The 15701-nt window shown below is 56.1% G+C and carries 12 protein-coding genes and 1 riboswitch; of the genes, 6 read left to right on the forward strand and 6 right to left on the reverse strand.

Annotated elements, in window-relative coordinates:
- The first annotated feature begins 38 nt into the window (after window positions 1-38).
- Window positions 39-1748 carry a sulfate adenylyltransferase gene (locus tag JYG33_RS06895; RefSeq protein ID WP_207875255.1) on the forward strand — a complete coding sequence of 570 codons (1710 nt, stop codon included), beginning with the start codon at window positions 39-41 and terminating at the stop codon, window positions 1746-1748.
- Between the two features lie 107 nt (window positions 1749-1855).
- Here JYG33_RS06895 and JYG33_RS06900 read toward each other — a convergent pair whose 3' ends face one another.
- Together JYG33_RS06900 and JYG33_RS06905 are read right to left on the reverse strand one after the other, a co-directional pair.
- Window positions 1856-3055, reverse strand: a complete 1200-nt coding sequence (locus tag JYG33_RS06900; protein WP_207875764.1) for an MFS transporter — start codon at window positions 3053-3055, stop codon at window positions 1856-1858.
- Window positions 3056-3066: 11 nt separating this feature from the next.
- Entirely contained in the window at window positions 3067-4257 is a 1191-nt protein-coding gene (locus tag JYG33_RS06905) for a serine hydrolase domain-containing protein (protein WP_207875765.1), read from the reverse strand.
- Window positions 4258-4377: 120 nt separating this feature from the next.
- Between JYG33_RS06905 and JYG33_RS06910 the strand changes: the two genes are divergently transcribed.
- Complete coding sequence (locus JYG33_RS06910; protein WP_207875766.1) at window positions 4378-5310, forward strand: LysR family transcriptional regulator; 933 nt, start codon at window positions 4378-4380, stop codon at window positions 5308-5310.
- A gap of 283 nt (window positions 5311-5593) precedes the next feature.
- Here the strand turns inward: JYG33_RS06910 and speE are convergent, their stop codons facing one another.
- Both speE and JYG33_RS06920 read right to left on the reverse strand, forming a co-directional pair.
- Entirely contained in the window at window positions 5594-6871 is a 1278-nt protein-coding gene (gene speE / locus JYG33_RS06915) for a polyamine aminopropyltransferase (RefSeq protein ID WP_207875256.1), read from the reverse strand.
- Between the two features lie 172 nt (window positions 6872-7043).
- Complete coding sequence (locus tag JYG33_RS06920; RefSeq protein WP_243430291.1) at window positions 7044-8147, reverse strand: ATP-binding protein; 1104 nt, start codon at window positions 8145-8147, stop codon at window positions 7044-7046.
- 834 nt (window positions 8148-8981) lie between these two features.
- Here JYG33_RS06920 and JYG33_RS06925 point away from each other — a divergent pair.
- A complete protein-coding gene (locus JYG33_RS06925; RefSeq protein WP_207875258.1) occupies window positions 8982-9608 on the forward strand; it encodes a helix-turn-helix domain-containing protein in 627 nt (208 codons plus the stop codon).
- A gap of 202 nt (window positions 9609-9810) precedes the next feature.
- Window positions 9811-11517: a methyl-accepting chemotaxis protein gene (locus JYG33_RS06930; protein WP_207875259.1), complete on the forward strand. Its 1707-nt coding sequence runs from the start codon at window positions 9811-9813 to the stop codon at window positions 11515-11517.
- Between the two features lie 5 nt (window positions 11518-11522).
- On the opposite strand, the gene JYG33_RS06935 is transcribed toward JYG33_RS06930, so the two are convergent.
- Entirely contained in the window at window positions 11523-12098 is a 576-nt protein-coding gene (locus tag JYG33_RS06935) for a TMEM165/GDT1 family protein (RefSeq protein WP_207875260.1), read from the reverse strand.
- A gap of 1 nt (window position 12099) precedes the next feature.
- A riboswitch (yybP-ykoY riboswitch) is annotated at window positions 12100-12275 on the reverse strand.
- A 91-nt stretch (window positions 12276-12366) separates the two neighbouring features.
- On the opposite strand from JYG33_RS06935, the gene JYG33_RS06940 reads away from it, so the two are divergent.
- Window positions 12367-13923 (forward strand): glycosyltransferase family 39 protein, encoded by a 1557-nt coding sequence (locus JYG33_RS06940; RefSeq protein WP_207875261.1) that lies wholly within the window; start codon window positions 12367-12369, stop codon window positions 13921-13923.
- A gap of 5 nt (window positions 13924-13928) precedes the next feature.
- Here JYG33_RS06940 and JYG33_RS06945 read toward each other — a convergent pair whose 3' ends face one another.
- Window positions 13929-14837 carry a LysR family transcriptional regulator gene (locus tag JYG33_RS06945; protein ID WP_207875262.1) on the reverse strand — a complete coding sequence of 303 codons (909 nt, stop codon included), beginning with the start codon at window positions 14835-14837 and terminating at the stop codon, window positions 13929-13931.
- Window positions 14838-14962: 125 nt separating this feature from the next.
- Between JYG33_RS06945 and JYG33_RS06950 the strand changes: the two genes are divergently transcribed.
- Window positions 14963-15589 carry an NAD(P)H-dependent oxidoreductase gene (locus tag JYG33_RS06950; protein WP_207875263.1) on the forward strand — a complete coding sequence of 209 codons (627 nt, stop codon included), beginning with the start codon at window positions 14963-14965 and terminating at the stop codon, window positions 15587-15589.
- Window positions 15590-15701 lie beyond the last annotated feature (112 nt).

Genomic DNA, 15701 nt, shown 5'->3' on the forward strand with positions numbered 1-15701 from the left:
TCTTTCATCGTCATGCGGGGCAAATTAAAGGAGGCAATATGAACCACTCAACATTGAACTTTGATCGCTACCCACAGCAACCGCACGGTGGAACGCTGGTCAATCAGGTCGTCCCGGAAGATCGCGTCAAGGACGAGATTGAGCGTGCGCGCTCCCTGCCCAGCATCCGCGTGGATCTGGAAGCCGTCATCACTATCGAGATGATTGCGACCGGGGTGCTCTCCCCCAACAAAGGCTTCATGAACGAGGCCGACTACAACTCCGTGCTCAAAGAGGGTCGTTTGAGTAATGGTGTGGTGTGGCCTGTGCCTTTGAGCTTCGCCCCGATTGGCGATCGCAACCGCGACATTATTAAAGGACTTTCGGTCGGCTCCGAGGTGGCGCTGACCAACAGCCAGAACGAGCCGGTGGCCATCCTGAGCATCGAGGACATCTTCTCCTACGACAAGGAGCAGCGCGCCCAGCAATTGTTTGGCACTACGGACAGAAACCACCCCGGCGTGGACTCCATTTACCGCCGCATGGGCGATGTGTCCCTGGGTGGTACGTTGCACCTGCTGCAGCGTGTGGACTGGGGCCCGTTCGAGAAGCTGCGTCGCGAACCCAAAGACACCTGGCGTCTGTTCTACGAAGAAAAGAAATTCAATTCCGTAGCAGGCTTTATCACCGGCGCAAACCCGCTGCACCGGGGCCATGAGTACATACACCGCAATGCGCTGGAAGGCATTGATGGCCTGTTCCTGCAGCCACTGGTGGAGATGGCCAAGCGTGAATACGTGCGCCATGAATTCCGCATGATGGCCTACAGGAACGTGCTGGATACCTACTACCCCAAAGAGCGAGCCATCTTGTCGCCGCTGCGTGTCACCTATATTTTTGCTGGCCCGCGCGAAACCATTTTGCATGCCCTGATCATGAAGAACTACGGGTGTACCCATGCCCTGATTGGACGGGATCATGCCGGGATTGGCAGCTACTACGACAAGTACGCCAGCCACAGCATTTTCGATCAGTTCAGCCCCAAGGAAATGGGCATTGATGTGCGCCTGTTCCACGAAGTGTTTTACTGCACGCGCTGCGCCTGCCATGCCACTTCCGAGACCTGCCCGCACGATGATCGCTTCAGGCTGACCATCTCCGGCACCGGCATTCGCGAGATGCTGCGCCACGGCATCATGCCGCCCAAGGAGATTTGCCGCCCCGAATCCATTTTGCCCGCCATGCAAGGCGTGCAACCCAAAGGACTGTGCGAGGAGGGCGAAGCTATCCAGCCCGTCAGCAAGGTTATCCAGAGCATGTTCCCCTACTACACTCAGTACACCCGTCTGGGCGGGGCCAAGCGTAGCGAACCGCTGGACCCGTCTCAGCTAACCGTACGCGATCTGGAAATTGCCAGTCACGACGTCCGGCACCATGCGGGAGATATTTATAACGGGGTGTACACCGAGTACAGCGCCGTGGTGGACCACAACCGCAGCATGCAAGCCTCCTGGATTGAGGATGCCCGTGCAGCCTTGCGCTTCCAGCAAGAACGCCTGATCAGCGATCTGGAAGAAAAACAGCAGCAAGCACCTGAAGAAGCCTCGGACGAGTTCATGTATCAGGACAAGCAAGAGGTCGTGCGGGAGCTGCATTCTGCGCGCAGCTTGCTGGACGATATTCCGGCGGTGATTTCTGCCAAGCAACTGACCACACGTACCTGGAACGTCCTGCCCTACCAGCGCTATCGTGGGGCGGATAAGGAATAAGGCGGTATCTTGCTGCACCGTCCTGCTCGGATTGAAATCGAGCAGGACGGCTTGGAAAAACTTGGGCAATTAACCGTTCAAGATCAAGCATCAAGGCGTGCTGGGAGTCACCAACCACGCCCCGCCTGACTGTTCACTACAGTGACCGCTAATGCCGCAACGAGCAGCGCCAGCACACTCCACGGAAAGGCGGACACGCTAAAAGTTTCGAGCAGAATGCCGCCTACGATTCCGCCACCGGCAATGGCGATATTCCAGACCGTCACCATCATGGATTGCGCCACATCGGTGGCTTCCCCTGCTGCCTTGGCCAAAGCCGTTTGAAAGAGAGTTGCCGAGCCGCCAAAAGCTAGCCCCCAGATGGCGACAGACAAGTAGACCGCAGCCGGTACGGTGCCAACAAGGCCAAGTGCCAATGCGGCAAGCGCGAACAAGGTCGTGCTGATCAGCACCAGTTCACGCAAGCAGCGGTCGATCAACACACCCACAACCCAGATGCCCAGTAGCGCGGCTACGCCAAAAACCAGCAGTACGAGATCGGTCCGATCCGCGATACCGGCTGGAACGAGAAAGGGCGCAATGTAGGTGTAGAGGATGTTATGGGCCAGCACATAGAATAGAGTGACGAACAGAATCGGCCGAATACCCGGTAGAGTAAAAACCATCCTGAGCGCGAACCCCTTTCCGCGTGCTTGCCCAGGAAAGTCCGGCACCTTGGCGATCACCCAGAACACGAGAATCACGGTCAGCAAACTCATAAGGCCAAAAGTCGCGCGCCAGCCGTAGGCCACACCCAGAAATGTACCCGCTGGAATACCGAGAGAAAGCGCAATCGGCGTGCCCGCCATGGCAACCGCAATAGCGCGCCCCTTCAAGTGTGCGGGCACCAAGCGCGCTGCATAGCCAGCCACCAGGGCCCAAAGCAGCCCTGCAAATACACCCGCGAAAAAGCGAGCGACAAGTGTGACGGTGTAGCTGTCAGAGACGGCGGTCACCATATTGACCAAGGCGAAGCCGCTGATGGCGATCAGCAGCAATGGCCTGCGCCGCCAACGCTGCGTGACCACCGTCAATGGAATTGCGGCAAGCAGTGAGCCAATCGCATAAATGGTGACGAGTTGGCCGACTAATGCCTCCGATACCGTCAGGCTTTGCGCCATCAAAGGCAGCAGGCCAGCAGGCAAGGCTTCGGTCAGGATCGTGATGAAGGCTGCCATCGCCAAGGCCAGCAAGGCAGGCAGCGGCAGACGATCCTGATTGTTCACAAGAGTCTCATTGTCTTCCTGCGAGCAGGCTGATCTGTTCATAGCGGTCGAACTCATTGTCCAGACTCCAAAGCAGCATAGACGGCATCACGCAAATCGGTGACGAAGCGGCCAGACATCCCTTCGTACAAGGTGTTGGAGAAGGCGACCACAGTAAGCCTTTGCGCCCGGTCGACAAACCATGAATGACCGTAGGCTCCGCCCCAGCGCCAGGTTCCATTGGACTCGGGCGATGCAGCCAGTGTCCGGTCGCGCAGGACCGAGAAGCCCAGCCCAAAACCGAACCCCGGTGCATCCGGCAGTTCGTCGCCATTCGTCTGATCCCGCTCCATTTCCGCGACCATTTCGCTGGGCAGCAGGCCGCCGCCCCCTTGGCGCAAGGCCTCCAGCAAGCGCAAGAAGTCACCTGCCGTACCCGCCATGCCCGCTCCCCCCGAAGGAAATGCCTGCGGATCGAAGATGCGCGCAGGACTGAAAGGGATACCCACCGCCCCCTCAAAGGGCGAGACCGTTTCGCCTTCTTGCAGTAGATGCGGCTGAGGTGTGCCATTTACATAGGCAGTCGCCACGCCTTGCGCATCCCGCGCGATAAAACCGGTATCCGCCATGCGCAGCGGACCCGTCACAAGCTGGCCCACGGCCACATCCAAAGGCGCGCCATACACCTGCTCGATCAAGGCACCCAGCACGTCGATTGCCAGGGAGTAGCCCCAGGCCGTTCCTGGCTCGTACAGCAGCGGCACAGTGGCGATGCGACGCAGATTCTCTCCCAGACTGATACCCGACACATCCATACCGTCCGACACACCAGCCCGTGCATAAGGACCCTGCGCATCAGTCTCCAGGAAGCGATAGCCCAATCCGGCCGTATGGCTGAGTAGTTGCCGAACCGTGATCTGCGCAGGACGACCGTCAGCCAAACTCGGCCGGAATTCAGGCAGCCAAGAGTGAATGCTGTCATCAAGCCCCAGGCGCCCTTGCGCCACCAGTACCAGTGCAGCGGTGGAGACAATGGGCTTGCTCACGGAGGCCAGGCGAAAGACCGTATCCACCGTCATCGCACGACGACTTTCATGATCGGCCCAGCCATAAGCCTGGTGATGGATCAGCTTGTCATCCTGGGCCACCAGCACGACCGTGCCAACCAGGCGACCTTGGTCCAGTGCCTGTTGAACAAGGGTCTGCACACTGGTGGAAAGATGCGCTGACGGGACGCTGGCGCCTGGCGTAATTACGGAAGTCATCACGGGTAATTCCTTTCATCAATGGAGCGAACTGCCATGATAGAAAGCCTGAAATTAAAGAAAAAGTCAGGTAGAGTTCCGTTTTAAGCGGAACTTTATGTCCGTAATCGAGGTGTGATGATGGACAGTCTCAACAGCTTCACGGTGTTCGTTCAAGTGGCTGAAGTACGCAGCTTTGTTGCGGCTGGTCGGCTGCTGGGCGTGTCAGCATCCGCTGTCGGCAAGAGCGTAGCGCGGCTAGAGGAAAAGCTGGGTGTGCGCCTGTTCCACCGCAGCACTCGCAGTGTCACGCTGACAGCCGAAGGCACACTGTTCCTGCAACGCAGCCGTCGCATCCTTGCCGAAATCGAGGCAGCAGAGCAGGAACTGTCACAAGCGACCACGACGCCACGTGGCCGTTTGCGGGTCAGCTTGCCGCTAGTCAGCTCACTGGTGCTGCCCGTCCTCGGCGACTTCATGCGCGAGTACCCCGAGATTGAGCTGGATCTGGATTTCACCGACAGGCTGGTCGATGTAATTGAGGAAGGCTTCGATGCCGTGATCAGAACAGGGGACCCCACTGACTCGCGCCTCTCCGCCCGTCGGCTTGGCTCCTTCCGTTCGCTACTGGTCGCTTCACCCGACTATCTGGCGCGGCAAGGGATACCCAAAGTACCTGCTGATCTGCTGAATCACACCTGCCTGCACTACCGCTTTCCCAACAGCGGCAAGCTGGAGCCATGGGCCTTGCGCCGCGCGACCGATGAGCCCGAACTGACGCTACCCAGCTCGATGATCTGCAACAACATCGAGACGCGCGTGTGCTTTGCCTTGCAGGGCCTGGGCATTGCCTACCTGCCGGAATTCTCGGTCAGGGAGCCTCTGGCAGATGGGCGACTGCAAGCCGTTCTGGCCGACTATGCAGAACGCACTGGCGTTTTCCACATCCTCTGGCCCGCCAGCAAACATCCTTCACCCAAGGTCAGGGCCTTCATCGACTTCCTGTACGCCCGTGTATTTCCGGCTTCTCAGGACAAGCCACAAGCCAAATCCCGCCGCAAGGACAGCCGATAGAGGATTGGTCGATCCGCCCCGCTGCCCACACCCCCAACTGCCGCGCAAGTTGCGCACCGTTGCGATGAACTTCTGCCTCAATGAGGGCTTTCGACACTCGCACAGGCTTCGATTGACCTCGTCTCAACAATGGATAATCCGCTGTATAAAACTTCGATTGAGCGCTGAACGGAGCCATACAGACACCAGCGCGAAACAAAAAAGCCCCTGATCTTGTTGCGATCAGGGGCTTTTTTTATTGCAGGACGGACATCCAGCCCCGCCCTCTATGCCGACGAGCTGCTTAGCAAATCTCGGCCAGACTTGCCTCATTCACAGGCATCAGGCGGCGGTAGAAGGTAGGCAAGGCAAACAAGGCGCCATGCAAGTCCGCGTTATAGAACTGCAAGGACTCCTGATTCTGGCCGCTCATGCGCTGATCCAGACGTTCCTGGATTTGCTCTGCCGAACATGCACGCGGGTTCAGATCGTCAGAGGCAATCGCCAGACCCCAGTAAGAGCCGTACAGCGGAATATGCAGGCCGTAACCATGCACTTGCGCAAAGACTTCAGCCAAGGATTCGCTCAGCTTCTGAACTTGCTGGCTTTCATGGAACGGCGAACCCAGGTGCAGCACCAGGGCTCCACCACTTGCCAAGGCACGTTTGCAGGACTCGAAGAAAGCCGTGGTGTACAAAGGACCGGCAGGCGTTTCAGGGTCCGTCAGATCCAGATAAATCAGATCAAACTGTTCCTGTGTATTGGCCAGGAATTTTGCCCCATCTTCAATCTGAATGTGCACGCGCGGGTTATCAAACGCGCCCTTATGAATGGACTGCAAGTGCTCGCGGGCCACTTCAATCACTTCACCATCCAGCTCAACCAGAGACACGTGCTCCAGGCTTGGGTATTTCAGCAGTTCTTCCAGCGCGCCGCCATCACCACCGCCCACAATCAGGGCACGGCGTGGATTGGGGTGAGCCAGGGCCGCCGGGTGAATCAGGCCTTCGTGGTAGAAGAACTCTTCGGCCTCGGAGGTCATCATGCAACCATCCAGACGCAAGGTCTTGCCCAGCGTTTCGGAGCGCAGCAACTCCAGACGCTGAAAAGCGGTTTGACGCTCCAGCAAGCGCTCGGTAAAGCGGAAGCCGTACAGGGCGTCTTGGTTCAGGTTTTCCGTCAGCAGTTCGCCAGCATGGGCCGGGCCGTCGGCCTCGCCACGCCACAAACGATTACGTTGAGCCTGGCCGGGTTTGAAAGCCTGCTCAATTCCGTTGATCAGGCGGGTTGCCTTGCCGGAGTTGTCCTGCATGAAGTTGCAGACATACACGTCCAGCGTCACGCCATTGCGTTCTGGCCAGGTATGGATAGCCAAATGAGACTCGGCCAGCAACAGAACACCGGTGACACCACCGGGCTGCCCTTCAAATTCGGGAAATGCCTGCCATTCTTCACCAACAATGGTCAGCCCTGCATCGATAGTCTGCTGGCGGCAAAAATCAGCCAGTTTCTGGGCATCGATCAGCAGCTCTGGGCTGCATGCACATTGGTAAAGGTCTGCGGTCAAGTGCAAGCCTTGCATAATCGTGTGCTCCTTTAACGGATTTGCGTCCCCTACCAACGAGATGACCGCAACATAAAAACTTCAAAGCGAGGTGCACCTGAAATGGCGATCACCTCGCTTCACGAAAAGAGCGCAAATTGTACCTTATATCAAACTTAAATATATGAAAATAACCCTATTTTAGAGAAGATTAAGGTATATACGACGCGGAAGGCAGCAGAACCAATTCCATGACCAAATGCGCGCCCGGCCCCGGATGCTCCTTGAAGTAGACCCGCCCCCCGTGGTGCTGCACAATCGATCGCACAATAGACAGGCCCAAACCACTGCCCTGCACCTGCTGACCGGGAAGGCGGAAGAACTTGTCAAACACCTTCTCTTTATAGAGGGGCTCAATACCCGGCCCCTGATCCAGAACCTCGATACAGGCCCAACCGGCTTGGCCGGGCTGCAAACGCAAGGTTACCAGGGTGTCCGGCGCAGAATACTTCAGGGCATTTTCCAGCGTATTACGCAGAGCCACTAATAAAGGAACAATATCCACCTTGGCCCACAAACCATGTTCGGGCAAATCCAGGCGAATGCGGTGACGCTGCTCGCTGAAGGCACGCAGGCTCAGGCGCAGCACGGCACGCAAATCCGACTCGCGCCATTCTTGTGTTCCCGCTCCCTCGTACTCCATGCGATTCAAGCGCGTCAAATCGTCCAGCAGGACATCTACGCCACGGACTTTTTCATGTAATTGGGTGTAAATCTTACTGGCCCAGGCTGAAGGGGTCGCCTCCAGTTGCAGCAACTCGATATAGCCGCTGATGGCGGCCAGTGGGGAGCGTATTTCATGGGCCGCTACGGCAAAACAGTCGGCGCGCTCGCGTTCCTGTTGCATTTTTGCGCTGACATCGCGAATCATCAGCAAGGTGGCGGTGTCTGACTCGGAGGCGGCATAGGCATGAAATTCCAGGGCGCGAGCCTGCTCCCCTTCGCCATCCCGGTGCATGCAGTAAAAGGGATTTTTCGCGCGGTGAATAACCTGGCTAATTCCAGGCAGCAAATACGCTAAATCCGCCTTTATTCCTTTTTCCAGATTCTGGAAAAAATCGATTAAATCATCGCTGCCATTGGCTAATTCCGGTATATCCAGCAAGCGGCGCATGGCCCGATTACAGCCTTCAATTCGCCCACAGGAATCGAACATGACAATGGCATCGGGCAAAGCATCCAGCATTTGCTCAAAACGATGCGCTTTTTCATAAGCCTGCCCCGGCCATTTGGGCACGCTGGTTCGTTCAAACAAACGTTGCCCGATCAAAAAACTGGTAAATAGTGTGAGCAACAAGCCAATCCCCTATTTTCGTCCCAAAACAAGCACTGCGCCTGCCTCAGTGCGGTTTCAATCTCCATGCGACAAAAAGCCAGTCCAGCGGATAAACCAAGCATTTTTCTTGATGGGATTACTGACATGCCAATGCCATTGCATCAGCCTGGGTGAAAAAAAGTTAAGCGCCTAATAAATGAATTTCATAACAATTAAGCGGGAAAATGGGAAAGGTATCAGTACGTTTTAAAAGTTTTACTCCAAAAATGGACGCCATACTGCTTAACGGGATATTTAGCCGTATCATAAGGCGCATAAATTTTCTTTGAGGAAACAAGGGGGCTTGTACAAAATAGATTCCTATTTATTCCATAAAGGCTGACTAGGATCAAGACTAACGATAAAAACAAGTGCTAGGGTGCTAACACCCTTTTTTCTTGGCCCGACAAGCCAAGCACCGCCCGGACCCGCCCACATCACCAACACTTATAAGTGTGTTCAGCTACCCACACTGGGCCCGTCCGGTAACACGACAGCGCAAGGGATACGCGTAAAATCAACAAGGCTGGCCCAGGTTCACAGGCCCGCCCGATTGAAGTGATCCCCTGACAAAGCATGAACATCTGAAAATCGGAGATATTAGAAGCATGTGTGTCGAATACTCTGCCTATCACTTGGCGTGAACAGGCCACTATCCATTGCCATTATTAGTATTTCTGTACTTACTAATACCGTCTCTACACTCTGCACTGCTACATCGGGGCACACAGCCTTCTTTTCCCCGGTCTGGCCTGCTTTCATTTTGTTGACTCCATGAACGACGCCGTTTACTCCACTCGGCAGGCTGCTGATTTACTGGGCGTATCTGTACGCACCGTACAACTTTGGGTAGAAGCCGGGACACTGAAAGCCTGGAAAACCCAAGGTGGGCACCGACGCATTGACCGCGACTCCGTCCAAGCCATCTTGCAAGAGCGCCAGGGGCACGCCAGCCCCCAGGTCGCACCCGATACCCCGATCACACCCAGCCTGCCCGTTTGTAGCAGTGAACCCTGCCTGCGTGTATTGGTCGTTGAAGACGATCTGGATCTGCTGTCCATCTACCGCATGGCGATGGAGCATCTGCCCTTCCCGGTCGAATTGCGCTGCGAGCAAGATGGCCTGAAAGGTCTGATCGCCGCTGGCAATTTCTACCCCGACGTTCTGATCGTGGATCTGAACCTGCCCAAGCTGGATGGCTTTGCCATGCTCAAGGCCTTGGCCGATGCGCCCGAAACAGAACATACCTTGATCTACGTGATTTCTGCCTTGAGCGCCGCCGATATCCACGCGCGTGGCGGCCTGCCCGGCAAAGCAACCGCACTGGCCAAACCCATCCCTATTGCCCTGCTGCTGCAATTGCTCAGCGAAGCCTTTCACGCCCAGTACCTGCCCTCCTGAGCCCACCCGCTTCCCTTTATCAGCACGGATCAATTTTTTCAATTTCGATCGATTTGTGACAAATATTTTCATTTGATTATCATTTTTTTATTTTTAGACATAAAAAACGAATCAAATGATACTATTCACGAAAATTCACAACAAGAAATTGATCCGTTTATCTTGAGTCTTTTGCTGATACAAAAAAACAAAGGGAAAGGCTATGCGCAAGAACCTACCAATTACCGGCATTGAAACCGAACTGCTGGACGAGCAATATCTCATTTCCAAAACAGACTTGGCAGGCCGCATCATTTATGCGAACCCTGCATTTGTGGAGGTCAGCGGTTTTAGCCGGGAAGAGCTGATCGGCGCGCCACATAACATTGTGCGGCATCCCGATATGCCGTCCGAGGTCTTTGCCGATTTATGGCACACCCTGAAACAGGGGCGTTCATGGGTAGGGGTAGTAAAGAATCGCCGTAAAGACGGCGGTTTTTATTGGGTTCTGGCCCATGCCAGCCCGATTATTGAACAAGGTGAATTAACGGGCTTTGCGTCGGTACGGGTACGTGCCAAAGCCCAGGATATTCAAGCCGCCGAACAGTTTTATCAGGAATTGCGCGAAGGCAAAAATCGCTCACGAACCATACGGGCTGGCCAAATTACAGCCCGTAGTTGGCGACGCCCCTTTGCAGGCCTGCGCTTTTTGGCCGGTCCCAGTTTGCTGGCCGCGTTTTTACGTAAAGGCTTGTTAAATCTGGGGATTACCGGCGGGATTATCGCCATGATCCTGAATACGGAAATGCCACAGCAAAGCATGGTGATGCTGGCTAGCGCCCTGGGCGTAGGCACTCTCATGATTCTTGGCTATCAGGCTGTATTGATGCGACGCGTTTTAGGATCGTTTAAAACGGCCACGCACATCGCCCAACAAATTGCAGCGGGTAATCTGACCGTCAACACTCGGGGGCCCGAGGTCAAAAAACTGGAAACGCTGGGGCAGAACCTGGATCTGATGCGTAAAAGCCTGATGAGTATCAGCACCGACGTTGACCAGAGCTGTGGGAACAATCAAGTCGTGTCCCGCAAGCTGTCGGACAATAGCGCCTTGCTGGAAGCCCGGACGCAGGAACAAGCCGCGTCCATGCAAGAAACCACCGCCAGCATGAGCTCGTTTGGACAGGCCGTTTTGCAGACCGCCGAAAACGCCAAAGCCAGTCATGAACTGGCTAGCCGCAGTGCGGATATTGCAGGCCGTGGTAACGAAGCGGTTCAGAAGGTCAGCTCGTCCATGCAACAGATTCTGGAAAGCTCACAACATATTGGCAATATCGTGTCGATGATCAATAACATCGCCTTTCAAACCAATATCTTGTCGATTAATGCATCTATTGAATCGGCCCGCGCCGGAGAGGCAGGCAAAGGCTTTGCGGTGGTCGCCTCAGCAGTCCGTTCACTGGCTCAACAAGCCGCGCAGGCCGCCGATGAAATCAAGCAACTGGTCACCGAAACCCAAACCCTCAGTGCTGAAGGTGCAACCCATGCGGCCCACGCTGGCCAGACCATGCAGGAGATTCTGACATCCGTGTCTGAAGTCGCCGGTCTGATGGGTGAAATTTCTGCGGCCACCGGCGAACAAAGTATTGGTTTGGGCCAGCTCACCCAGGCCCTGAAACAAGTGGACCAGATCACCAGCGATAATGCCGCCCTGGTTCATGACTTGAGTGAAACGGCTCAGGAATTGAACCAGAACGGGGCCGAGTTGCAAGAGGCGATCAGTGTCCTGAATCATGGCGATCACGGCCAAGTCCACCATCAAATGCGACCTGCTGCGGCCTTGACGCTGGCCCCGGTCCTGACGATGGATGCCGCTCGTCGTCGCCCTGCCGCAACGGGCCGACTACGACAATTGGCATCCAGTACCTAGCCTCGCTAGAAGCCCAGGCTTTCTGCGCCGCCCAACAAAGCCAGCACACCCAGCACGGCAAAGATACAGGCGGCAATCCGGTGCACCAACTGAGTCGGCAAGCGGCGGGCAATACGCTCGCCAAACAGGACGGCCGGCGCATTGGCCAGCATCATGCCCAGGGTCGTACCCAGTACCACCCACCAGAACTCCTGATATTTAGCGGCTAAAGCGACCGTGGCGATTTGGGTTTTATCGCCCATCTCGGCCAGGAAGAAGGTAACCAGGGTGGTCCCGAACACACCAAATCGAGTGCGCGTAGTTTCGGCATCGTCGATCTTGTCGGGAATCAGAATCCAGATGGCCATGGCCAGAAAGGAAATACCCAGCACCCAGCGCAGCACTTCGGGGTCCAGCAATGCAGGAACCCAGGCACCAATGGCACCGGCCAGACCGTGATTAACTAAGGTTGCTATGAAAATAGCGAGAATGATGGGCCAAGGGCGCTTGTAGCGGGCTGCAAGAATAAAGGCCAACAATTGGGTTTTGTCCCCAATTTCTGCCAAGGCAACCACACCCGTGGAGATAAACAACGCTTCCATAACAACTCCTGGCCGGATAAGAGACAGATGACCACAAACCCTCCCGGCCAAACGCGAAGGTCTATGGTCAAAAGTCTTGCCAGGCTAGTTGCTACCAGCGCCATGACCCTGTGTAGGCCAAGTATGTTGACGCTGGTCTTCGGTAATCCGAAGCGGCTACTCCCTAATGACGAAGCGCATCGTAGCCCAGATTGGCGCACCTGTCCAATCGGCTCTTTTTCAACGCCCAGACGGTACACTTGCTTATTTACCTTCCCCACCGATTTGCATGAGCGCCCAACTCCCTGCCTTCACACCCCAAAAAAGCTACCAGCGCACGGTGCTGCTGTACCTGTTTCTGATGGTTGTCATGTGGACAGTCTTGATGGCAATCAGCCACAAAGCGCCGGATCTGGACGGCATGGAGGAACTGGTCTGGTCATCCAGCTTTGAACTGGGTTATTTAAAGCATCCCCCCTTCCCGTCCTGGGTCATGGCCGCACTGACCAGTGTGTTTGGTCGCCCTATCTGGCTGACGTTTGCGGCAGGGATGACGGCCTCGGTGCTGGGCTTATGGTTTATCTGGAAACTGGCCTGCGAGTTTCTGAATCCCGAGCGCGCCCTGATGGTCTTGCTGATCAGTTCGGTCAGCATTTACTTCTCTTTGCGCGGCACCATTTTTAATCACAACACGGCACAACTGTGGTCCGTCACGGCAGCCACCTGGTTTTTCTATCGTGCCAGCCGGGATCAAAAACCCGCGGACTGGTTATGGTTAGGAGCCGTCGCGGCCTTCGCTACCGTCACCAAATACAGCGCCGTGATTCTGTTCACTGCCTTCTTTTTGTACTTTCTGCGCAGCGGCATGTGGCGCCAGCGGCAAACCTGGACAGGGCTGGGTCTGGCCCTGATCGCGTATGTACTGGTCCTCTCCCCTCATCTGTACTGGCTGGCCGCGCACGACTTCGCCCCCTTCCGCTATATGGACGGCTCCCTGGAAACGCATACACGCTTGGAAGCCTATAAGGAACTGCTGGCCTTCAGCCTGGACCAGCTCGGTCGTCTCAGCCCTATGCTGGTGGCCCTGATTGCGCTAGCCGTCTGGAATCGCCGCGACTCCAAAAGACTCGCTCCGGCGGATGCTGCCTTGCAAAACAAGCAGCGCTATTCTGATGATATCTCCCGTGCCGACAAGCAATTCCTGCTCTGGGTGGGCCTGACTCCCATTATCAGCACCGTACTGATTTCGGCCATTATGGGCACGCGTTTGGTGGCATCCTGGGCCACCACCTTTTTTGTGCTGTATGGTTTTTTTGCCCTGTGGGTCATGCACGGCAAAGACAAGATCCAGCTACGCAGACTGGCAATTATCGTGATCGTGCTGCAGATTTTGCTGGCATCAGGCTATGCCTTGGCCCGAGGCCCCCTGGCCTGGCACAAAGGGCGGGACTCACGTTCGACATTTCCAGGCCCTGAAGTCTCTGCCCAGATGCAGGCCATCTGGAAAGAACACATGCCTGGCATTCCCTTGAAAGTCGTGGTCGCGGACACCTGGTTGGGTGGCAATATTGCCGTCCATGCCGGTCAGGATGTTCTGGTCTTTATTGATGCAGACCCGGCTGCTTCACCCTGGTTAACACTGCCACGCGATCTGGACTGCGGTGCCCTGATTGTCTATAGCCTGAAAACACGAGGACCCGCCCCCGCTGCCTTGCTTGAACTGTACGAACAGGCCCCGATCAAAGGTCGAGCAGAACAGCGCTGGTCCTCCGAGCGCAGCCCCATGATTGATCTGAACTGGGCCATTTTGCCCGCCCAGAGCGGCTGCGCATCTGCCGCACCTTGACCGTCTTAAACCCTGGGGTGATGCACGGGTAGTTGCTCACCCAGATAATCCAGAAAATGACGCACCGCCGGGGCCATGCCTCGGCGCGATGCAAACACGGCGTGAATAATTCCTGGCAAGGGTGCCCATTGCGGCAAAACCTGCACCAGACGCCCTGCCTGCAAGGCATCGCAACACATATAGTCGGGCAAAATACCCACGCCTATGCCTTGCTCTACCCCTTCACGCAAGGTCAGCAAATCCGAGGCCATATAACGGGGCCGATGAGTCACGGTCAGGCTGGCTCCATCAGGGCCATACAACTCCCACTCGCCTTGTCCCTGTCGGGCTGACATGGCGACGGTGGGCAGTTTGGCCAGATCAGCAGGCCCGCGCACCGGATCAAAACGAGCCAGCAATTCCGGCTGCGCAACCACAATAGCGCCGGTCTCGCCCAGGCGTTTCACGATATAGCTGGCGCTATCACTTAAGGTGCTGCGTACTCGCAAAGCCACATCAATTCCGTCGGCAACCGGGTCCACGACACGATTACTGACTTCCACCTCCAGCTCGACCTGAGGATAACGAATCAGAAACTGCGCAAATACTGTCGACAACACCGTGTGCGCCAAGGTGACCGGACAACTGATGCGGAGCAAACCACGCGGTTCTTGCTGCACTTGGGCGACAGCCGCATACGCGGCTTCGGCCTCGTCGCGCATGGCCTGGCAATGGCGTAAGAACACCTCGCCCGCAGGCGTCAGGGACAGGCTGCGGGTGGTGCGTTGCAGCAGGCGGACACCGACTTCAGCCTCAAGGCGGCTCAGGCGTCGCGACACACGCGATGGCGGCATACCCAGGTGGCGGGCGGCGGCACTAAATCCACCGCGTTGCACCACTTCGGTAAACAGCACCATGTCATTTAAGTCATACATACAGGGATGTTTTCCAGGATTACAGACAAAAGTAGAATAATCTTTCTCAGAAAAACCGGCTTATCAAAGGTATGGGCATCAAACATAATGACACCATTCCTTCATCGCTTTGGACACCAAACATCATGAAACTGCTACACGTAGACTCCAGTATCACCGGCGCCAACTCCGTTTCCCGCGAACTTTCGCAATTTGTAGTTGATCAACTGCGCCAGCAAAATGATCAGGTCCAAGTGGAGCATGTTGATCTGGCCCTGAACCCGCCACCTCACTTCTCGGCAGACTCCCTGGGCATGCGTCTGGGTCTGGATCCCGCCACCCTGAGCGAGCGTCAGCGCGCCGAAAACGCGATCACCGAACAATACCTGAGCCAGTTCCTGGCCTCGGACGTGGTCGTGATTGGTGCCCCCTTCTACAACTTCACCATTCCTAGCCAACTGAAAGCCTGGATGGACCGTCTGGCTCAAGCTGGCCGTACGTTCCGCTACACCAGCAATGGCCCAGAAGGCCTGGCTGGCGACAAAACGGTGTACCTGGTTCTGAGCCGTGGCGGCATCTACTCCGAGTCGGAGCAAGGACAGGCCATGGAACATCAGGAAAGCTACCTGCGCGTGATGTTCGGCTTCATGGGTGTGACCGACCTGCGTATTGTCTACGCTGAAGGCCTGGGCAAGACCCCTGAGCTGCGTGATCAGATTATAGAAAACGCCAAAGCCGGTGTCAGCGCCTTGCTGGAAAAGAGCGCAGCCTAAGACAGAGAGGGCCTGGTTCGACCCGGCCTTTCTTGTTTAGTTCTGCAAGGCTCAGGCATCTGTCGCTTCAACGACCAGGCCTGATCCTATAAAAATAAAGCCAGACCCGAAT

This window comes from Alcaligenes sp. SORT26, from assembly GCF_017377875.1.
Lineage (GTDB): Bacteria > Pseudomonadota > Gammaproteobacteria > Burkholderiales > Burkholderiaceae_B > Alcaligenes > Alcaligenes parafaecalis.

Bases quoted from the DNA above. Each gene is read 5' to 3' on its own strand.
- JYG33_RS06940 (WP_207875261.1), top strand. From the start codon at position 12,367: ATGAGCGCCCAACTCCCTGCCTTCACACCCCAAAAAAGCTACCAGCGC.
- JYG33_RS06925 (WP_207875258.1), top strand. From the start codon at position 8,982: ATGAACGACGCCGTTTACTCCACTCGGCAGGCTGCTGATTTACTGGGC.
- JYG33_RS06930 (WP_207875259.1), top strand. From the start codon at position 9,811: ATGCGCAAGAACCTACCAATTACCGGCATTGAAACCGAACTGCTGGAC.
- JYG33_RS06895 (WP_207875255.1), top strand. From the start codon at position 39: ATGAACCACTCAACATTGAACTTTGATCGCTACCCACAGCAACCGCAC.
- JYG33_RS06900 (WP_207875764.1), bottom strand. From the start codon at position 3,055: ATGAACAGATCAGCCTGCTCGCAGGAAGACAATGAGACTCTTGTGAAC.
- JYG33_RS06905 (WP_207875765.1), bottom strand. From the start codon at position 4,257: ATGACTTCCGTAATTACGCCAGGCGCCAGCGTCCCGTCAGCGCATCTT.
- JYG33_RS06950 (WP_207875263.1), top strand. From the start codon at position 14,963: ATGAAACTGCTACACGTAGACTCCAGTATCACCGGCGCCAACTCCGTT.
- JYG33_RS06945 (WP_207875262.1), bottom strand. From the start codon at position 14,837: ATGTATGACTTAAATGACATGGTGCTGTTTACCGAAGTGGTGCAACGC.
- speE (WP_207875256.1), bottom strand. From the start codon at position 6,871: ATGCAAGGCTTGCACTTGACCGCAGACCTTTACCAATGTGCATGCAGC.
- JYG33_RS06910 (WP_207875766.1), top strand. From the start codon at position 4,378: ATGGACAGTCTCAACAGCTTCACGGTGTTCGTTCAAGTGGCTGAAGTA.
- JYG33_RS06935 (WP_207875260.1), bottom strand. From the start codon at position 12,098: ATGGAAGCGTTGTTTATCTCCACGGGTGTGGTTGCCTTGGCAGAAATT.